This is a genomic window from Pseudomonas sp. P7758 (assembly GCF_013386485.1).
GTDB lineage: Bacteria > Pseudomonadota > Gammaproteobacteria > Pseudomonadales > Pseudomonadaceae > Aquipseudomonas.
Genome location: NZ_JACARS010000030.1, coordinates 1 through 19260 on the forward strand (window position 1 = coordinate 1; position 19260 = coordinate 19260).

The 19260-nt window shown below is 61.3% G+C and carries 20 protein-coding genes and 2 pseudogenes; 12 read left to right on the forward strand and 10 right to left on the reverse strand.

Annotated elements, in window-relative coordinates; all coding sequences use genetic code 11:
• Nucleotides 1-147 precede the first annotated feature (147 nt).
• Nucleotides 148-1152 carry an ornithine cyclodeaminase family protein gene (locus tag HX873_RS08130; protein WP_003213072.1) on the forward strand — a complete coding sequence of 335 codons (1005 nt, stop codon included), beginning with the start codon at nucleotides 148-150 and terminating at the stop codon, nucleotides 1150-1152.
• Nucleotides 1149-2543 (forward strand): aromatic amino acid lyase, encoded by a 1395-nt coding sequence (locus HX873_RS08135; protein ID WP_177122556.1) that lies wholly within the window; start codon nucleotides 1149-1151, stop codon nucleotides 2541-2543. The genes HX873_RS08130 and HX873_RS08135 overlap by 4 nt, the downstream gene beginning before the upstream one ends.
• Nucleotides 2544-2649: 106 nt before the next feature.
• On the opposite strand, the gene gstA is transcribed toward HX873_RS08135, so the two are convergent.
• Nucleotides 2650-3252 carry a glutathione transferase GstA gene (gene gstA, locus HX873_RS08140; RefSeq protein WP_008431610.1) on the reverse strand — a complete coding sequence of 201 codons (603 nt, stop codon included), beginning with the start codon at nucleotides 3250-3252 and terminating at the stop codon, nucleotides 2650-2652.
• Nucleotides 3253-3350: 98 nt separating this feature from the next.
• On the opposite strand from gstA, the gene HX873_RS08145 reads away from it, so the two are divergent.
• The 3 genes and pseudogenes from HX873_RS08145 to HX873_RS32045 form a co-directional block, all read left to right on the forward strand.
• On the forward strand, nucleotides 3351-4220 hold the full coding sequence (locus HX873_RS08145) for a LysR family transcriptional regulator (protein WP_102606201.1): 870 nt from the start codon (nucleotides 3351-3353) through the stop codon (nucleotides 4218-4220).
• A gap of 272 nt (nucleotides 4221-4492) precedes the next feature.
• Nucleotides 4493-5116: pseudogene (locus tag HX873_RS32040) on the forward strand (PAS domain-containing protein); the annotation flags it as partial.
• A 165-nt stretch (nucleotides 5117-5281) separates the two neighbouring features.
• A pseudogene (locus HX873_RS32045) lies at nucleotides 5282-5707 on the forward strand (methyl-accepting chemotaxis protein); the annotation flags it as partial.
• A 137-nt stretch (nucleotides 5708-5844) separates the two neighbouring features.
• Here the strand turns inward: HX873_RS32045 and HX873_RS08155 are convergent.
• From HX873_RS08155 to HX873_RS08180, 6 genes are all read right to left on the reverse strand, one after another.
• The gene (locus tag HX873_RS08155) at nucleotides 5845-6354 is read right to left on the reverse strand and encodes a hypothetical protein (protein WP_003213081.1); all 510 of its coding nucleotides are present in this window, start codon (nucleotides 6352-6354) and stop codon (nucleotides 5845-5847) included.
• Between the two features lie 135 nt (nucleotides 6355-6489).
• On the reverse strand, nucleotides 6490-7899 hold the full coding sequence (locus HX873_RS08160) for an MFS transporter (protein WP_087693167.1): 1410 nt from the start codon (nucleotides 7897-7899) through the stop codon (nucleotides 6490-6492).
• Between the two features lie 11 nt (nucleotides 7900-7910).
• The gene (locus HX873_RS08165) at nucleotides 7911-8648 is read right to left on the reverse strand and encodes an NAD(P)-dependent oxidoreductase (protein ID WP_177054573.1); all 738 of its coding nucleotides are present in this window, start codon (nucleotides 8646-8648) and stop codon (nucleotides 7911-7913) included.
• 16 nt (nucleotides 8649-8664) lie between these two features.
• Complete coding sequence (locus HX873_RS08170; RefSeq protein ID WP_008431619.1) at nucleotides 8665-9297, reverse strand: glutathione S-transferase family protein; 633 nt, start codon at nucleotides 9295-9297, stop codon at nucleotides 8665-8667.
• A 199-nt stretch (nucleotides 9298-9496) separates the two neighbouring features.
• The gene (locus tag HX873_RS08175; RefSeq protein WP_087693164.1) at nucleotides 9497-9733 is read right to left on the reverse strand and encodes a DUF6124 family protein; all 237 of its coding nucleotides are present in this window, start codon (nucleotides 9731-9733) and stop codon (nucleotides 9497-9499) included.
• A 337-nt stretch (nucleotides 9734-10070) separates the two neighbouring features.
• On the reverse strand, nucleotides 10071-11102 hold the full coding sequence (locus HX873_RS08180; RefSeq protein ID WP_177122557.1) for a LacI family DNA-binding transcriptional regulator: 1032 nt from the start codon (nucleotides 11100-11102) through the stop codon (nucleotides 10071-10073).
• Nucleotides 11103-11314: 212 nt separating this feature from the next.
• Between HX873_RS08180 and HX873_RS08185 the strand changes: the two genes are divergently transcribed.
• Nucleotides 11315-11848, forward strand: a complete 534-nt coding sequence (locus HX873_RS08185) for a gluconokinase (protein ID WP_008431624.1) — start codon at nucleotides 11315-11317, stop codon at nucleotides 11846-11848.
• Nucleotides 11849-11932: 84 nt separating this feature from the next.
• Nucleotides 11933-13288, forward strand: a complete 1356-nt coding sequence (locus HX873_RS08190; RefSeq protein ID WP_008431626.1) for a GntP family permease — start codon at nucleotides 11933-11935, stop codon at nucleotides 13286-13288.
• 134 nt (nucleotides 13289-13422) lie between these two features.
• Here the strand turns inward: HX873_RS08190 and alaC are convergent, their stop codons facing one another.
• Nucleotides 13423-14640 carry an alanine transaminase gene (gene alaC, locus HX873_RS08195; RefSeq protein WP_003213096.1) on the reverse strand — a complete coding sequence of 406 codons (1218 nt, stop codon included), beginning with the start codon at nucleotides 14638-14640 and terminating at the stop codon, nucleotides 13423-13425.
• 196 nt (nucleotides 14641-14836) lie between these two features.
• Here alaC and HX873_RS08200 point away from each other — a divergent pair, with 196 nt between their 5' ends.
• Nucleotides 14837-15322, forward strand: a complete 486-nt coding sequence (locus HX873_RS08200) for a GyrI-like domain-containing protein (protein WP_177019373.1) — start codon at nucleotides 14837-14839, stop codon at nucleotides 15320-15322.
• 46 nt (nucleotides 15323-15368) lie between these two features.
• On the opposite strand, the gene HX873_RS08205 is transcribed toward HX873_RS08200, so the two are convergent.
• Both HX873_RS08205 and HX873_RS08210 read right to left on the reverse strand, forming a co-directional pair.
• Entirely contained in the window at nucleotides 15369-15974 is a 606-nt protein-coding gene (locus HX873_RS08205; protein WP_063027754.1) for a pyridoxamine 5'-phosphate oxidase family protein, read from the reverse strand.
• A gap of 20 nt (nucleotides 15975-15994) precedes the next feature.
• On the reverse strand, nucleotides 15995-16480 hold the full coding sequence (locus tag HX873_RS08210) for an N-acetyltransferase (RefSeq protein WP_134327202.1): 486 nt from the start codon (nucleotides 16478-16480) through the stop codon (nucleotides 15995-15997).
• Nucleotides 16481-16626: 146 nt separating this feature from the next.
• Between HX873_RS08210 and HX873_RS08215 the strand changes: the two genes are divergently transcribed.
• The 4 genes from HX873_RS08215 to HX873_RS08230 are packed head-to-tail and all read left to right on the forward strand — an operon-like array spanning nucleotide 16627 to nucleotide 19159.
• Nucleotides 16627-17046, forward strand: coding sequence for a nuclear transport factor 2 family protein (locus HX873_RS08215; RefSeq protein ID WP_003213104.1), 420 nt, complete (start codon nucleotides 16627-16629; stop codon nucleotides 17044-17046).
• A gap of 42 nt (nucleotides 17047-17088) precedes the next feature.
• Nucleotides 17089-17433 (forward strand): YciI family protein, encoded by a 345-nt coding sequence (locus HX873_RS08220; RefSeq protein ID WP_003213107.1) that lies wholly within the window; start codon nucleotides 17089-17091, stop codon nucleotides 17431-17433.
• A 29-nt stretch (nucleotides 17434-17462) separates the two neighbouring features.
• Nucleotides 17463-17945: an SRPBCC family protein gene (locus HX873_RS08225; protein ID WP_003213108.1), complete on the forward strand. Its 483-nt coding sequence runs from the start codon at nucleotides 17463-17465 to the stop codon at nucleotides 17943-17945.
• Between the two features lie 2 nt (nucleotides 17946-17947).
• Nucleotides 17948-19159 carry an RNA polymerase sigma factor gene (locus tag HX873_RS08230; RefSeq protein ID WP_102370297.1) on the forward strand — a complete coding sequence of 404 codons (1212 nt, stop codon included), beginning with the start codon at nucleotides 17948-17950 and terminating at the stop codon, nucleotides 19157-19159.
• The last annotated feature ends 101 nt before the right edge of the window (nucleotides 19160-19260 follow it).

Consider the following 19260-nt stretch of genomic DNA (forward strand, 5'->3'; position numbering starts at 1 on the left):
CCCTCGCCACAACAAGCTCCCTCTCTACAACAAGCTCTTCACCACAACAGGCTCCTCATCACAACAAGCTCCCTCCCCAAAGCAATCTCCCTCACCCCATAAAAGCATCTTCAGCATCGACCTTCGCAACCCATCAGTGAGCAGACCATGCAACCGATCTACATCGACTTCCTCAACGGCCTGGACATCGACGAACTGGCCCTGACCAACGACGAAATCCTCAACGCCATCGAATCCAGCCTGGCGATCCAGGGCCGCAGCGAGGCGGTGATCGAGCCGCGTATGCACCTGATTCCCGGCGGTGAAATCAACGGCCACTTCAACGTGCTGCGCGGTGTATTGGGCGGCGCAATCGGCTACGCCGGGGTCAAGGTGGTGGGCGACTTTGTCGATAACTACCGCAAGGGCCTGCCCTCGGAACTGGCGATTCTCAACCTGCTGGACCCGGCCACCGGCATCCCCAAGGCCATCCTCGACGCCTCGGCGATTACCGACATGCGCACCGGCGCCGTCACCGCCATCGGTGCCAAATACCTGGCCCGGCCCGACAGCAAAATCCTCGCGCACATCGGTGCCCGTGGCACGGCGTATTGGAACGTGCGGCTGCTGGACCACCTGTTCGACTTCGACGAAATCCGCGTGCACTCGCGCCGCAGTGAAAGCCGCGAAGCCTTCGCCGAACGCCTGCGCCGCGACCTCGGCAAGCCGGTGATTGTCACCGACGACTGGGAGTCCACGGTGCGCGGCGCCGACATCGTGGTGGAAGCTTCACGCCTGGATCAGCCGCAACCGTTGCTGCACACCGAGTGGATCAAGCCCGGTGCCTTCGTCGTGCCCTACGGCACCATGAGCGCGGTGGAACTGTCGTTGACCGACATCATGCACAAGCTGGTGGTGGACGATTGGGGCCAGTGCAAGGGCGGGATGTTCGGCGCATTGCGCGCCCATGTCGACGCCGGAAAACTCAGCGCCGAGACCTTGCATGCCGAGTTGGGGCAGATCGTCGCCGGCTTGAAGACCGGCCGGGAAACCCCCGAGGAAACCATTCTGTTCTGGCACCGTGGCTTGAGCCTCAGCGATATCGCCCTGGGCCACGCACTGCTGGAAAAATCCAGACGCCTGGGGATCGGCCAGCGGTTGCGCTGGGCATGATTCACTTCGATCCCGCCGGTTTGACGATTGAGGATTTGCTGTCGATTGCCCGCCAAGACGCGCCGGCTGACTTCAGCGATGCGGCCCGCCAACGTATCGACGAAGGGCATCGACTGTTGCTGCGCCTGGTGGCTGAAGGCTCGTCGATTTACGGGGTGACCACCGGCCTCGGTGCGGCGGTGGATACGCAGGTTGCGCCGGAACAGGCAAACATTCCTTTGGGGCGTGCGGTGGGCGTTGGCCGCCTGGCCAAGCGTGAGGAATTACGCGCGATCACCGCAGCCCGCTTGGCTGGGTTGGCCCAGGGGCGTTCGGGTATTTCGCCGGGTGCGGCGCAGGCGCTGTTGGCGTTACTCAACTGCGGCATGGAGCCCGCGGTGCCGTTGCTCGGCTCGTTGGGCGAGAGCGACCTGGCGCCGTTGGCGCATTTGAGCCTGGCGCTGAACGTGCCATTGACGGGCAAGGATGGCCTGGCGCTGGTGTCGGCCAACTCCGCGAGCATCGGCCTTGGCGCGTTGCTGGTGGCCGAGGCCGAACAGGCATTGCAGGCCGTGTTGGCGGGGCTGGCGTTGTCGTGTGAAGGCTATCGGGCCAACCTCAGTCCGTTTCAGCCGTGGGCTTCGCGGTTGCGCCCGGCGCCGGGGCAAAGCGGGCAATCAGCGGCGTTGCTGGAATTGCTGGCGGGCGGCGAATTGGCCGATAACCCGCGCCGGCTACAGGACCCGCTGAGCTTTCGCTGTGCCACGGTGGTTCAAGGCGCGGCACAACAGGCAGTGCAGGCGTTACGCGAGTTGATCGAACTGGAACTGGCCAGCGGCGCGGACAATCCGGCGTTGATCAGCGAAGACGTGTTGGTGCTGGCCACGGCCAATTTCGACAGCACCCATCTCGCGCTGGCGGCCGAAGGCTTGGGCCTGGCGTTGAGCCGCGTGGCGGTGTGCAGCGCCGAGCGGATTGCCAAGTTGCTGTCGCCGGCCTCCAGTGAACTGCCGCGCTTTCTGATCAACCAGCCCGGGCACGTGGGCATGGCCGCCTTGCAGCGCACCGGTTCGGCGTTGGTGGCGGAGATCGGGCACTTGGCCAATCCGATCCCGGCGGTGAGCGTGCCGGTGGCGGATCGCGTGGAAGATTATGCGGGGCAGGCGCTGGCGGTGGTCGAGAAAACCCGGCAACTGGTGCAGCGCGTGGTGTGGCTGGGCAGCATTGAGTTGATCGTGGCGGCGCAGGCGGTAGACCTGCGCGGCAAGGTTCAACTGGGGCAGGGCACCCGGCGTATTCATCAGGCGGTGCGCCGCCAGGTGGCGCACCTGGATCAGGACCGTTCGGGGTCGGTGGATGTGTTGGCGTTAAGTGCATTCATCGAAAACGATGGCTTGAAACCCATTCTCTAAAACTATGAAGATCAACTGTGGGAGCTGGCTTGCCTGCGATAGCGGTGTTGGATTCACCATCGCTATCGCAGGCAAGCCAGCTCCTACAGGTTGATCGCATTTCAGGTCACGGATTTTCAGCGGCCAAGGCAGCAATCACTGCCGGGCGTTCACCGACACGCTGCTGAAACTTCGCTAACGCCGGCCACTGCTGCAAGTCGATATCAAACAACCCCGCCCAGCGCAGCACCACAAACAGGTACGCATCCGCCACTGAGTACTGCGCGCCCAGCAGGTAATCCTGGCGCTCCAGGGTCTGTACCAGAATCGCAAAACGCTTGAACAGCGTGGCCTTGAACAGCGCCTTCACCTCATCGGGAATCGCGTCCTTGAACAACACTCCCAGCCCGCCATGAATCTCGCTGGAGACAAAGTTCAGCCACTCCTGCAAACGCACCCGCTCCCAGCTGCCATTGGCCGGCGCCAGGCCCGCTGCGGGTACACGGTCGGCCAGGTATTGCAGGATGGCCGCGCCTTCGGTCAGTACCTCGCCGTTGTCCAGTTGCAGTGCGGCCACATAGCCCTTGGGGTTGATCTGCAGGAAATCATCACCGTCAGCCGTGAGCTTTTTCTGGTTGTCGACGCGAATCAATTCAAACGGCAGGGCCAATTCCCGCAGCGCGATATGGGAGGCGAGGGAACAGGCATTCGGGGAAAAATACAGCTTCATCGGGGCAACTCCGCAGGACAGTTGCCTTCAGTCTCATGGGCATGGCACCTTGGGTAAAATTAATCTTTCAGAATCCTGCCATAAGGACAGCTACTGCCATGATGAACCTGATGCACTGGCGCCTGCTGGTGGCCGTGGCGGACAACGGCAGCATCACTGCCGCCTCCGAACGAGTGGGCATGACTCAGTCCGCCGCCAGCCAGGCGATGGCGGCCATGGAGGCCAACCTCGGTGCGCAGTTGTTTGTGCGTGAGGCGCGTCAGACCGTGCCTACCGCCCTGGGCCTGCAAGTGATCGAGCAGGCGCGGGTGATGTTGGAAGCGTTGCAGGCGATTCGCACCACCGTGGACGAAGCGCGGCCGATGCTGCGTGGGACGATTCGCATCGCGAGTTTCCCCATGGTGCTGGCGGTGTTCCTGCCGCCGCTGCTGCGTCGGTTCAACCAGCTTTACCCCGGCATCGAGGTCACGGCCCTGGAAGTGACCGACGATGAAGTGAACACCTTGCTCGACGCGAATCTGATCGACCTGGGCGTGGTGCTCAACCCGCCGTCCGAGCGCAATGCCGCCGTGCTGGGGCGCGATAACTGGGTGGCGGTGCTGCCGATGGCCCACGGGTTTTCCCGGCGCCCGGCGCAGGCAACGGTCACGCTGGAAGAGTTGGTGGAGCAACCGTTCGTGCTTGCCACCGGCGGCTGCACCGTCAACGCCCGCAGCCTGGCGCAGGAAGCCGGCCTGGTGCTGCGCGAGGTGCGGGTGGAAGTGCGCGAGTGGAACAGCGCTTTCAGCCTGGTGCGTGAAGGCGTGGGAGTGACGCTGGTGCCCGAGATGACCCTGCCGGCCCAGCGCCACGGCTTGCGCATCATGCCCCTGGCGGAGCCGGTGCATCGCGAGTTTGCGTTGGTGACATCACGCCACCAACCGCCTTCCGCAGTGGTTAATGCTTTGTTGCAAATGCTGGCTGACTAGTGGCCTTGCATAGCGCCAACGCCTGTCTATGCTCACCCAGAACCGTTGATGACGCTCGGCATATAAAGCGTTTCGGATAGGTTTCCCCATAAAGGTCTTCGATCAAGATTCAAACCGTGAATGGAATGCGCCCGCGTGGGCGTCGGGAAAATAAAGGGTGATCTGACATGTTCAACCGCCAACACAAATCCGACCTGCTGGAAATCGAACGTTTCTCCTGTGCCCTTACCGAAGCCAAAGCCAAATTGGCCGCCATCAGCCGTTCCATGGCAATGATCGAGTTTGATCGCGACGGCATCGTGCTGGACGCCAATGAAAATTTCTGCAAGACCATGGGCTACCGCGCCGAAGAAATTCGCGGCAAGCATCACCGGATTTTCTGCGAAGAGGCCTACACCCACACCGACGCCTACGCCAAGCTCTGGCGCGACCTGGCGCGGGGCGAGCCCCTCAGTGGCACCTTCATGCGGTTGAACAAGCATGGTCAGGAAGTGTGGCTGGAGGCCAGTTACATGCCGGTAATCGGTGCCGACAACCAGGTGCAAAGCGTGATCAAGGTGGCCTCGGACATCTCGGCGCGGATTCACCGCGAGCATGAAAACCAGAGCCTGATCGACGCCATCGGCCGCTCCATGGCGGTCATTGAATTCACCCCGCAAGGCCAGATCCTGAATGCCAACGACAACTTCCTGAAGACGGTGAAGTATTCCCTCAGTGAAATCGTCGGCCAGCACCACAGTCTGTTTTGTCATCGCGGTGAGACCGATTCGCCGGCCTACAAGGCGTTCTGGGCCTCGCTCAATCGCGGCGAATATCACTCCCACCGGTTTGAGCGCAAAGACAAATTCGGCCAAACGCTGTTCCTGGAAGCCTCCTACAACCCGATCTTCGATGCCAACGGGCGCCTGTACAAAGTGGTGAAGTTCGCCAGCGACATCACCGACCAGGTCACCACCTTGCGCACGGCTGCCGACTCGGCTCACGCCACCTCGGTGCAAAACGACGCCTGCGCCCGCAAGGGTTCGGAAGTGGTGCAGCAGACCGTGCAGATCATCGAAGAAATTTCCCGTGACCTTAACGAAGCGGCCGTGAGCATCGACGCAGTGAGCAAGCAGTCGGACATCATCGGCACCATCGTCCAGACCATCCGCGGCATCGCCGACCAGACCAACCTGCTGGCGCTGAACGCCGCAATCGAAGCGGCCCGAGCGGGCGAGCATGGGCGCGGGTTTGCGGTGGTGGCGGATGAGGTGCGCAGCCTTGCGGCGCGAACCAGCCAGGCGACGATCGAGATTGTGGATGTGGTGCGCAAGAACCACGACCTGTCGATCAGCGCGGTGTCGAGCATGCAATCGAGCCTGAGCCGCACGGGGCTTGGGGTGGAGCTGGCGAATGAGGCGGGGCAGGTGATCCTGGAGATTCAGGAAGGGTCACGGCATGTGGTGGATGCGATCAGTCAGTTCAACTCGACACTGCAATTGCAGTAACACCGCAGATCAAATGTGGAATGAGCTTGTGTGGGAGCGGGCTTGCTCGCGAATGCGGTGTGTCAGTCAGCACATGGATTGACTGACACACCGCATTCGCGAGCAAGCCCGCTCCCACATTTGGTTTGTGGTGTGGCTTAGATCGCAGCCAGGGTCTCTTTCACCGTCTGCGCCTGCGGGTCAGCCGTCTTCGCCGCTACCTGCTGCGCCTGCTGCTCCTTCAGGCGTTCTGCAACTTCCTTGGAAATAGCATCCTGCTTGTCCTGAGGCATGTTCTTCACATCGTCCTCGGTCAAACCCTGTTCCTTGAGCAGTTGCTCGCGGATGCGCTCGGCCGGGCTTTTTTTCATGTAGTCGGTGAAGTCACTGCGGGCCGACGTGGTGGAGTCAGTCTTGGCCGTATCGGTGGTCGAGGCGGTTGCGGTGGTGGCTTGCAACTGCACACGGGTCTTGGCGAAGGCGGCATTGATGTTGTCGGCAGTGGCGTCGGCCGCTGCCTGTGTGGTTGATACAGTGGTAGTGCCCTGTTGCACGTTTTGCGCGGCACCGCTGTACAGCGCGCTGGCCGCGGCGTTGGCCGGGTCCATGTCTGCGCGCTTGATGCGTTGGATCGTCGACTGAGCCTGGGGGTTGTTGTTGATCAGCATGATCAGGACACCTGTGGATGTGGGCGGTGCCACAGGTGGAGCAATTAGCGTGCCCAGTGGTATGGCCCCGTGTTTACGGGGCTTTTGGCCGCTACCGTCGGCAAGCGTTGGCGTGCCGCCGGCCATTGTTTGCCGCTAGTGGGCAATGTTCTCCAGCGCCAGGTTGCGGGTGCGCGGGCCGAACCAACTGATGGTGATCATCACGATCAACATGCTGCTGGCGATAAACGCCAACACGCCGGGCGTGCCGAGGTGTTCGAGGATCACGCCGATCAACAGGCTGCTGAACACCGTCGACAACCGGCTGAACGAATAGCAGAAACCCACCGCCCGGGCGCGGATGTTGGTGGGGAACAGTTCGCTCTGGTAGGAGTGATAACTGAAACTCAGCCAGGCGTTGCAGAAGGTGATCATCACCCCGCAGATCACCAGGCCCACGGCGGTGGTTTGCAGCGCGAACAAACTGCCGAAGATCACCGCGCCGAGCGCCGAGCCGACAATCTGCCATTTGTTCTCAAACCGGTTCGCCACCTTCACAAACAGCAGCGGCCCCAACGGGTAGGCGAGGGTGATGATGAAGGCATAGCCCAGGCTGTGAGTGACGCTCACGCCCTGGCCCGAGAGCAGGGCCGGCAGCCAGTTGCCGAAGCCAAAAAAACCGATGGCCTGGAACACATGAAACACAATCAGCATCAACGCCCGGCGCCGGTACGGCGGTTGCCAGATATCGGCGAAGCGCCCTTGGCCCTGCACGCTGACGGCTTGCGGTTCCGGCTCATCGAGTGGCTTGCCGTGGTCTTTCCGGCAGCGCGCTTCGAGGTTGTCCATGATCTGCCCGGCTTCGTCGAAACGGCCTTTTTGTGCGAGCCAGCGCGGCGATTCCGGCAGGCGCTTGCGCAGTTGCCAGATAAACAGCGCAAATACCGCACTGCTCACCACTACCCAGCGCCAGCCGGAAATCCCGAACGGTGCCTGGGGTACCAGCCACCACGACATCAACGCCACCGCCGGCACCGACAGGAACTGGATGAAAAACGCAAAGGCAAACGCCGAGCTGCGCATGCGCTTGGGCACCAGTTCCGAGAGGTAGGCGTCGATGGTCACCAGTTCGATGCCCAGGCCGATGCCCACCAGGAAACGCATGCAGATGATGCCCAGGGCGGAGGTCTGGATACCCATCAACACGGTGGCGACGGTGTACCAGATCAACGCAAAGGTGAAGATCGCCCGGCGCCCGTAGCGGTCGGCAATCGGGCTGAGCAGGCTGGCGCCGAGGAACAGGCCGAGAAAGGTCGCCGAGGCAAAGGCCGCCTGGTCGGAGAAGCCGAATACGCCCTGGCTGCCGGTGTGGAAAATTCCGTCACTGATCAGGCCGGGGCTGATATAGGCAGTCTGGAACAAGTCATACAGCTCGAAAAAGCCGCCAATCGACAGCAGCGCCACCAGGCGCCAGACAGTGGCGACGGCGGGCAACCGATCAATGCGCGCGCTGATGTGCGCGGCGCGGATCGGGTCGATACCGTCTGCAAGAGAGGGTGAAGACATGGGCAGAAGACTCAGTAAGTGATCGGGATCTCGAATTCCTGGAACGCATCATCCACCGGTTGGTAACCCAGCACACGGGTTGTTTCGCTGAGGTCCAGGCGTTTGAAACGGTTATTGGAAATGCCATGGGCGATCAGGTGTTTCACCCCGATGGTTTCCACCGAGCGTTGCAGCAGTTGCACGGCGTCGCGGGGGCTGAGCCAGGCGCTGAGATCGCGGGCGTTGTTCAGGTCGTGGGTTTCGGGGAATTCAAACGCACCGATGCGCAGGGCGATGGTGGAGAGCGGGGTTTTGGCCGCGTAAAAACCGCACAGGGCTTCGCCGTAGCATTTGCTCACGCCGTACAGGTTGGCGGGCAATACAGGCATGCCCGGCGTGATCTGCCGGTCTACCGGGTAGCCTTCGATGGTCTGGGCACTGCTGGCGAACACCAGGCGCTTCACACCTGCGGCCACGGCGGCTTCGAACAGGTAGGTGGTGGCCAGGATATTGTTGGGCAACAACTCGTCGAAGGTCGCGCTGGCGTGGGGGATGCCCGACAGGTGCACGATCACGTCAATCCCGTCGAGCAGGGCGGCGAGGGCGGTTTTGTCGCTCAGGTCGGCGTGGATGAAACGGTGCTCGCCGAGGGCGAAATCCGGCTCGATGCGGTCGGTGAGGGTGAAGCGGTAGCGGTCTTTCGAGGCTTCGAAAAACGTCTTGCCGATGCGGCCACAGGCGCCGGTGAGTAGTACGTTGAGTCCGTTCATTGGGTAGTCCTTGTTTTTAGTTGTGGCCGTCGAGGGCGAAGGTTTTGAAGCCGGGGCGTTGGCTGAGGGTTTCGTAGTAAGCGCTGACCGCCGGGTAGGACGGATGCTCCATGGGCGTCATCCACCAGCGGTGCACCGACAGGCCGATGAGGATGTCGGCGAGTGTGAAGTCGTTACCGGCGACGTAGGCGCCGGTTTTGATCAGTTGCTCTTCAAGCAGACCCATCTTGTCGTTCCAGCTTTTTACCCCGGCTTTGATGCGTTGCGGGTCCTGGTAGTCTGGATTCTTGCGTACCAGAGCGTGGAAGGCGTAGCCCCACGACGGGTTGAGTTCGGTGGCTTGCCAGTCCATCCATTGCTCGACCCTCGCACGGGCGACCGGCTCGGTGGGCAACAGGTCGTGGCGTTGGTGCAGGCCCACGAGGTAGCGGCAGATGGTATTGGATTCCCACAGCACGCCGTTGTCGTCGATGATCACCGGGACTTGGGCGTTGGGGTTCAGGGCCAGGAATTCGGGGGACTGGGTGGAGGCGAAGCCGATGCCCCAGTCTTCGCGGTCGTAGGGGATATCCAGTTCCTGGCAGGTCCACAGGACTTTTCGCACGTTGATGGAAGAAGTGCGACCGAGGATTTTCAGCGAATGGCCCATGGTGCTTTCCTGACGAGGGTGAGAAGGCAGGGGGCAATTTAGCAGGGGCCAGAAGGCACGGCGAGGTTGTTAAGTGGGCAGGATCAAAAATGTGGGAGCGGGCTTGCTCGCGAATGCGGTGTATCAGTGATGGAAAGCTCGGCTGACACACCGCATTCGCGAGCAAGCCCGCTCCCACAGTTTGACCGCGTGCGGTCTGTTAGATCAGTGGTGATTCCAGGTCCATCAGCTTGCCCATCAGCAATACGCCCAACTCACTCAACTGGTGAATCGCCAATGCGGTGTCGCGGTCTTTGCCGGTGAGTTCATCAGACAGGTCGAGCAATAACGTGCTGACCGAGGAAAACGTCTCGTAGCTGTTGGCGATCAGACTTTCGCTGCTGGCGTCGGGGCTGACGGTGAATAAGGCGGGAGGATTTGGAGTTGCTTTGAACATGGTAAGTGCCCTGTATTAGGCCACCCCCATATCGCTACTAAACAATAAAGGAGGCAGCTGCGCGCAGGTTAGTAGACCGGTGGACACTCATAGCCGGCGCACCCGAAGGTGCCCTACGCACAGCCGCCATCAAGCACAGACAAAATCGTCTGACAGATGAAGCTCATGCACTAAGAGTGAACCAGTTCGGGCTACTAAACCCGATCACTGAGAAATTCAGCGACCGGGCAACCTTAGAGAGCCCTACCCAGGCGCACAAGCCGGCGGATTCTGACGTACCTGTAGGTAACGGAGCAAGGCGCTGCCAGCAACACCAGCCACTTCCTACAGCTACCGCCTAGGTACTCTCGCGCACCTTCAACTCAAACCCCATGTCCACCACCGGCCGGGCGATCTTGTTGCCGGCCATCACCGTCAGCAAATGCTCTGCCGCGCGCCGGCCAATGGCTTCACGCGGCGTACTGATGCTGCTCAGTCGCGGCACCATGAACGAGGAGGAGGGCAGGTCGTTGAAGCCCAGCACCGAGATCTGGTCCGGCACCTTGATGCCATGGCGCAGCGCTTCCAGCAACGCACCCTGAGCCAGGTCGTCGTTGCCAAAGAAGATCGCGTCCACATCCGGATGGCTGGCCAGCAACTGCAGGAACAATTCACCACCCAGGCCCAGCGACGATGGCCGTGGTGTCAGCACTTCCAGCGCCGGGTCGTACAACCCAGCCTGTTGCAACGCCCGGCGAAAGCCTTCGCCGCGCAGCAAAGTCCGCTGGTCCAATTGCGCGCCAATGTAGGCCAACCGCTTGCGCCCCCGTGAGATCAAATGCGCCGCCGCTGTTTCCCCGGCGTTCAATTGCGAAAATCCTACGCAGTTCAGTCCGGCGCCCGGGTCCAGGTCCATCATGTACACACACGGCACATTGCTCGATTCCACCATGCGCCGGGCACTTTCCGTACGGTCAAACCCGGTCAGCAGCAACCCCCGTGGCTGGTAGGCCATGTAGTTGCGCAGCAGGTCTTCTTCTTCGTCACGGGAATAGTGGGTGTTGCCGATCAGCACTTCAAAGCCCTTGGGCCGCAGCACCTGGTGGATGGCTTCCAGGGTTTCGATAAACAGCAGGTTGGACAGCGACGGCACCAACACCACCACCGACTGGCTCTGGGCAGATGCCAGGGCACGGGCGGCCGGGTTGACCACGTAGCTCAGTTCGGCGGCGGCTTTTTGCACTTTTTCCACCAGTTCGGTGGCCACGGTGCTGATGCCGCGCAAGGCCCGGGACGCGGTAATCGGGCTCACGCCAGCCAGGCGTGCCACTTCATTGAGGGTAGGGCGGCCCGTGGTGCGGGTATTTTTATCGTTCTTGGGAGTCATCAGGCGGCTTGCCAAACAAAAATCGAGGCACTAAGGTAGCGCTGTCTCCAAGACCCTGCAAATTCTTGAACGTCGGGATGCCTGTTCCCGTTCAAACCTTTGGAGCAGATGCACGCGTCACTCCATAAAAATGACAAGACGGCGCGGGAAAAGCCTGTTTTTGCACTAGCCTTACAGCGTGCAAAGGTAGCGCTATCTGCGTCTTGAGGTGTTTCATGAGTCAACCTGTTACTGCCCTCGTGATCATGGGTGTTTCCGGCTGTGGCAAGTCCAGCGTCAGCGAGGCCCTGTGCCTGCTGAACGGCGCCACTGCCATCGAAGGCGACAGCTTTCACCCCGCCGCGAACATCGAGAAGATGAGCGCCGGCCATCCCCTTAACGACGAAGACCGCGCCGGCTGGCTCGACATCCTGTGCGATGAGCTGCGCCGCTCGCTCAAGGCCGGCGAGCATCCGGTGCTCACCTGTTCGGCCCTGAAGAAGAAATACCGCGACCACCTGCGCGAAGCCGCGCCGGGCCTGGGGTTTGTGTTTCTGGAGCTGACCCGCGAAGTCGCCGCTGACCGTGTGTCCCATCGCCCCGGCCATTTCATGCCGGCCAGCCTCATAGACAGCCAGTTCGCCACTCTTGAATCGCCGGTGGGCGAGCCGTTGACCCTGGCCCTCAACGCCAGCGTAGACAGCGTCGAAGAACTGGCCGAGCAAACCAATGCCTGGTGGCTCGAACACGGCTTTGAACCAAACAAATAATTTTTTGCCGGACAAGATAGCGCTGTCCGCCTGCACTGAATTTTTTACCGGCTTTAATAACAACAACAAACAGGAGAGACCCCCATGTTTGGCTTGTCCCACGATACCTATCTGCTGCTCGATGCAGTGGTGACCATCATCGGCCTGATCGTGTTGATCACCCGGTTCAAAGTCCACCCGTTCATTGCGCTGATCATCGCCGCAGGCTTTCTCGGCCTGACCTCGGGCATGCCCGTGGACAAGATCATCAAGGCCTTCCAGGACGGCTTCGGCGGGGTGCTCGGCTTTGTCGGGATTATCCTCGCGCTGGGTACGATGCTCGGCAAGATGATGGCCGATTCCGGCGGTGCCGATCAGATCGCGCAAACCCTGGTGCGGGCCTTCGGCAAGGAGAAGGTGCAGTGGGCAATGATGTTCGCCGCGTTCCTGGTGGGCATTCCGCTGTTCTTCGAGATCGGTTTTGTGTTGCTGATCCCGCTGGTGTTTATCGTCGCGCGCCGTACCGGTGTGTCGCTGATCAAGATCGGCATTCCGCTGCTGGCCGGCCTGTCGGCGGTACACGGCCTGGTGCCACCGCACCCGGGCCCTCTGCTGGCGATCGGCGTGTTCGGTGCCGACATCGGCAAGACCATTCTCTACGGCCTGATCGTCGCGCTGCCTACGGCGATCATCGCCGGCCCGCTCTACGGTTCGTTTATCGCCAAGTACATCCCGGGCAACCCGTCCCAGGAACTGGTAGACCAACTGGCCAGTGAGCAACCGGAATCCAAGACCCTGCCGAGCTTCAGCATCACCCTGATCACCGTGCTGCTGCCGGTGTTCCTGATGCTGCTGAAAACCTTCGCCGACGTCGCCCTGCCGGACGGCCATGTGATCCGCAACTGGATGGACATGATTGGTCACCCGATCACCGCCTTGCTGCTGGCCTTGCTGTTGTCGCTGTACACCTTTGGCCATCGCCAGGGCATTGGCTCCAAGCAAATCCTCAAGCTGCTCGACGCCAGCCTGGCGCCGACTGCAGCGATCATCCTGATCATCGGCGCCGGTGGTGGCTTCAAGCAGATGCTGGTGACCAGCGGCGTAGGTGATGTGATCGGCCATATGGCGGTGACCGCGCAGATCAACCCGATCCTGCTGGCCTGGCTGGTGGCGGCGGTGATTCGTGTGGCTACCGGTTCTGCGACGGTGGCGACCATTACCGGTGCCGGCATTGTAGTGCCGGTGGTAGGGATGATTCCGGGGGTGAACCGCGAGTTGCTGGTATTGGCGACGGGGGCGGGCTCGCTGGTGCTGTCTCACGTTAACGATGCGGGGTTCTGGCTGGTGAAGCAGTACTTCAATATGACCGTGGCCGAGACGTTCAAGACCTGGACGGCGATGGAGACGATCCTGTCGGTGGTGGCGTTGGGCTTTATCATGTTGCTGTCGCTGGTGGTCTAGGCGGTAAGTGATCGTTCCCACGCTCCGCGTGGGAACGCATCCTGTGACGCTCCGCGTCACAAGCGGACGCAGAGCGTCCAAGGCGGCATTCCCACGCAGAGCGTGGGAACGATCATTCCTGCCGTTGGATCGGGTCAGGCGTCAGCTTTCTTGACCAGCCCATCCGCCCGGAACATCGCCCGGATGCCCCGCACCGCCTGGCGAATCCGGTCCTGGTTTTCGATCAGTGCAAAGCGCACGTGGTCGTCACCATACTCACCAAAGCCAATCCCCGGCGACACACACACCTTCGCCTCAAGCAGCAGCTTCTTGGCAAACTCCAGCGAGCCCATCGCGGCATACGCCTCGGGAATCTTCGCCCAGACGTACATCGACGCCTTCGGGTTCTCGACCATCCAGCCCAGCTCATGCAGGCCTTTCACCAGCACGTTACGGCGCTGGCGGTACTGCTCGGCAATGTCTTTCACGCACTGCTGATCGCCTTCCAGCGCCGCAATCGCCGCGACTTGCAGCGGGGTGAAGGTGCCGTAGTCGTGGTAACTCTTGATCCGCGCCAGGGCGTTGACCAGTTCCGGGTTGCCCACCATGAAACCGATGCGCCAGCCGGCCATGTTGTAGCTCTTGGACAGGGTGAAAAACTCCACCGCGATATCCTTGGCGCCCGGCACTTGCATGATCGACGGAGCTTTCCAGCCGTCGTAGACGATGTCGGCGTAGGCCAGGTCATGCACCACCAGCACGTCGTACTGCTTGGCCAGGGCGATCACCCGTTCGAAGAAGTCCAGCTCCACGCACTGTGCGGTGGGGTTGGACGGGAAGCCGAGGATCATCATCTTCGGCTTGGGGATCGAGCCACGAATCGCACGTTCCAGTTCAGCGAAGAAGTCCACCCCCGGAATCAGCGGCACCGAACGCACCTGGGCGCCGGCAATCACGGCACCGTAGATGTGAATCGGGTAGCTGGGGTTGGGCACCAGCACCGTGTCGCCCTGGTCCAGGGTGGCCAGCATCAAGTGCGCCAGGCCTTCCTTGGAACCGATGGTCACGATGGCTTCGGTTTCCGGGTCGATGTCCACTTCGTAGCGGTCTTTGTACCAGCGCGAAATCGCCCGGCGCAGCCGCGGAATGCCTTTGGAAGTGGAGTAACCGTGGGTGTCTTCGCGTTGGGCGACGGTGACCATTTTTTCCACGATGTGCGGTGGAGTGGCGCCGTCCGGGTTACCCATGCTCAAGTCGATGATGTCTTCGCCGCGCCGACGCGCAGCCATCTTCAACTCGGCAGTGATATTGAACACGTAAGGGGGGAGTCGATCTATGCGCGCAAAGCGGCGCGGCGAACGGGGTTCGGCCATTGTTGCCTCGAAATACGTAAGCGCCCGGAACCGTCCGAGCGACGTCGGCCACTGCGGTGGCCTGCGGGGCAGACAATACGGTCGGTGATGGCCAATTGTCCAGATGCTGTGGGAAAAATTTCTGTTTGGAGTGCGACGGGGATATGCCCCTATACTCGACGCGGGTTTGTTCCCTCATAAGAAGGAGACTGTTCAGATGGATCAACAGACAAAACTGCCGTTACAGCCGCGCATGGAAGAGGGCAAGGCCCTGGTGATCGCGGGTGTGCAAGGGCGTTATTCAAAGGCCACGATTGGCGATATTCCCAAGTTGTGGGAGCTGTTCGACAGCTGCTTCAAAGAGATCAAGAAACGCGTCGGCGGCGTAACCTATGGCGTGTGCCACAACGCCAAACACGATGAATTTGACTACCTGGCCGGCGTTGAAGTACCGGCCAAGGGCGATGTACCGAGCAACTTCCAGTCGATTGAAATCCCGGCCCATCGCTATGCCGTGTTCCCGCATTTTGGCCCGGTGCAGGCGCTGGCGCAGACCTATGAACGCATCATGTTCGAATGGCTGCCGGCCTCCGGGTACAAGGTGGTCGGGGCTGATTTTGAGCGCTACAGCGCCGATTTCGATGTGGGTAAAGGCACGGGCTCCGTGGAAATCTGGATCCCCATCAACGCCGAATCCGCCTGACCGCGCCACCGGCAGGAGCGAGCACGTTCGCTCCTGCAATGGCCTCTCAATACAGCGTGGCCTTGACCCGCTCCGGCATCTCGCGGTCATAGGCTTCGGCGTCGAACGCCCCATCATTCAAGCGCTTGTGAAACGCCCCGGCGGAGGGCAGTGCCGAGCGATCCAGATGCTTTTCCGGGTTCCAGCAATCGGAGCGCACAAAGGCTTTGGAGCAATGGAAATATGCCGCCTCCACCTGCACCAGAATCACCGAACGGGCCGCTTTGCCATTTACCGCAAAGCTCTCCAGCAACTCAGGCTCGATGGAAATCTGCGCCCGGCCATTGACCCGCAACGTCTCGCCAATCCCCGGGATGATGAACAGCAACGCTATGCGCGGGTCCACCACCAGATTACGCAGGGTGTCGAGGCGGTTATTCCCCGGCCGATCCGGAATCGCCAACGTGCGCTCGTCGATGATTCGTACAAAACCTGGCACATCGCCACGGGGCGAACCGTCGATGCCGTCCGGGCCGGATGAACTCACCACCACCAAGGGTGACGCGCGGACCATGGCCTGGTAATCCTCGTTGAGAAACGGGATTTCCTTGCGCACGGCCCGTTCGTGGGGCAGGCCGTAGAGGGATTCGAGTTGTTCCAGGGTTGTTAGCATCTTCACCAGCTCCTTATTGTTTAAAACACCCACGCCAACCGGCGCTCATACCCAATCCGCCCCTTATACGCCTCCCCGCTGTCCACCCAGCCCTGCTGCAAATACAGCCCCATCGCCGCCACATTATCCGTGTCCACCGACAGCTCCAGCGCCTTGATCTGCGGCCAAACCAGGCGCGCGGCGGCGGGGAGGGCTTGCAGGCAGGCTTTGCCAAACCCCAGGCCTTGCTGATGGCGATCGACTTGCAACGCGTGCAGCGTGGCGCTGTGTTCATCCGCCCAATGGGGCAGGCAGGGTGGGCGTTTGAGCAGCAGGAAGGCCACGGGAATCTCGTCGGCGAGTAACGCAAAGCCTGCCACGCCAGGGTTCGGATTGACCAGCAGGGTGTTCAGCGCACAGTAGATATCGCCGGAAAAACCCAGTTGTTCGGGATGCACTTCCAGGGCGTTGAGTTGCTGTTGTTGCAGGGCAGTCAACGTCTGATAGGCGACGAGGCGGGTTTCCATCGGCGTAGCATCCGAAATCCTACAAAGAAGCGCGGATTCTAGCGGGTTTGCCGTAGTCGCAATTATTTTTTGCGGGACTGTCGATTGGCCCGGGGCTCAGTCGACTAAGGGTGTCTTCAGTGATTTTTCCCGCAAGGAGTATTGCCATGAGCACCGCAATCAGCAGCTTGATCGAACAATGGAAACAGGCGGTCACCGCCAAGGATGTCGAGAAGATTGTCAGCTTTTACGCCGACGATATCGTCGCGTTCGACGCCGTCAGCGCCCTGCAGTTCAAGGGCAAGGCCGCCTATCAGGCGCACTGGAAGGCGTGCATGGAGTTCTGCCCGGGCCCTGGGGTCTTTGACTTCCATGAGATGCGTATCGTCGCCGGCGATAACAGCGCCTTTGCCCACTGGCTCGCGCACTGTGGCGGCACCGGGCCCGACGGCGTACTCAAGACCTGCTGGATGCGCGTCAGCGCCGGCTACCAGCGCGTTGGCGGCGAGTGGAAAGTGGTGCATGAACATTGGTCGGCACCGTTCGACATGGAAACCGGCGCCGGTCTGTTCGACCTGAAACCTTGAGCGCCGCGAACTATAGTCAGTTGTCCGAAAACGGAGAATCCCATGAAATACCTCTGCCTGATCTATAGCAACGAACAGGTGCTGCACGATTCGCCCGACAGCCCCAAGGACCCGGAATGTTTCGCCTATGGCCAGTCCGTGCAGGCCAGCGGACGCATGCTCGCCGCCGAACCGCTGGAGTCGGTGAGCACCGCCACCACCGTGCGCATGCGCAATGGCAAGTTGTCGATCACCGACGGACCGTTTGCGGAAACCAAGGAGCAGCTCGCCGGGTTTTACCTGATCGAAGCCAAGGACCTGAATGAAGCGATCCAGGTGGCCGGCGGCATACCGGCGGCTCGGGTCGGCAGTGTGGAAGTACGCCCCGTGCGTGAATTGAATCTCTGATCACAACAATAAAACCCAGGAGGTTTCCCATGAGCATTCAACCCAAACCCGCCGAATTTGAACTGTCCATCAGTCGCTTGATCGATGCCCCTCGCAGCCGCGTGTTCCGCGCCTGGACCGAGCCGGCCTTGTTGCAGCAGTGGTGGGGCCCACACGGCATGACCACTCCCGAGTGCGAAATGGACCTTTGGGTGGGTGGGCAATTTCGCACGCTGATGCGCGCGCCGGACGGCAGCGAATACCCGACCCAGGGCGTATTCCTGGAGATTACCGCCCCCAGTCGGCTGGTGTTTACCGACGCCTTCACCCCCGGCTGGATCCCTTCGGGCCAGCCATTCATGACCGCAGAAGTTACCTTTGAAGACGTCGACGGCAAAACCCTCTATACCGCCCGCGCCATGCACTGGAGCGCCGAAACCAAGCAGGCCCACGAAGCCATGGGCTTTCACGAGGGCTGGGGACAGAGCCTCGACCGGCTGGTGACGCTGGTGACCGAAGGCCTGCGCGATTGACGGTGCAGGCCCGGGTTGAAGCGGTTTATCGCAGCGAATCGCGGCGCATCCTGGCGACCCTGATTCGCTTGCTTGGCGATTTCGACCTGGCTGAAGAAGCCTTGCACGAGGCGTTCTTCGTCGCAGTCGAGCGCTGGGGGCAGGACGGTGTGCCGGATAACCCCCGGGCCTGGCTGGTCTCGACCGGGCGCTTCAAGGCCATCGACCGTTTACGTCGCCAGGCGCGTTTTACCCCGTTGTTGCAGGCGCAAGCCGATGCGCTGGAAGCGGCAGACTGGAGCGTTGAAGACGTGGAAGACGACCGCCTGCGCCTGATCTTCACCTGCTGCCACCCGGCGCTGGCGGCGGATGCCCAGGCGGCGCTGACCTTGCGTGAGATCTGCGACCTCACCACCGAGGAAATCGCCCGGGCGTTTCTCGCCACGCCCACTAGCATCGCCCAGCGCATCGTGCGGGCCAAGGGCAAGATCCGCGAAGCGAAGATCCCCTATCAGGTGCCATCCCTGGCGGAGTTGCCCGAGCGCCTGGACAGTGTGCTGCGGGTGATTTACCTGGTGTTCAACGAAGGCTATTCGGCGTCCATGGGCGCCGACCTGACCCGTGAAGACCTGACCCGCGAAGCGATTCGCCTGGGCCGTTTGCTGATGGAGTTGTTGCCGGAACCGGAAGTGATGGGCTTGCTGGCGCTGATGTTGCTCCACCAATCCCGGCGCCCGGCACGCACTTCGGCCGGCGGTGAGTTGGTGTTGCTGGATGAGCAGGACCGTTCGCTGTGGGATGCGTCGTTGATTGCTGAAGGATGCGCCCTGGTGGAGAAATCCCTGACCACACGCCGCTTCGGGCCCTACAGCCTGCAGGCAGCGATTGCGGCGGTACACGCTGAAGCCGTGAGCGCCGATGAGACTGATTGGCCGCAGATCGTCGGGCTGTATGACGTGTTGCTTGGAGCGATGCCATCGCCGGTGATCGAGCTGAATCGCGCGGTGGCCGTTGCGATGCGCGATGGGGCGCAGGCCGGTTTGCAATTGGTGGACGGCATTCTGGCGCGGGGGGAGTTGGTGGACTATCACCTGGCGTACTCGGCGCGGGGCGAGTTTTGTCGGCGATTGGGGCGAGTGGAGGACGCGCGGCGAGCGTTTGAACGGGCGCTGGCATTGACCCAGCAAGTGCCCGAAAAGCGCTTTATCGAGCGGCGATTGGCCGAACTCAAATAGTGCAGGCGCCGGAGATCCAAATGTGGGAGCGGGCTTGCTCGCGAATGCGGTGGATCAGTCACTGAAATGTTGACTGACACACCGCATTCGCGAGCAAGCCC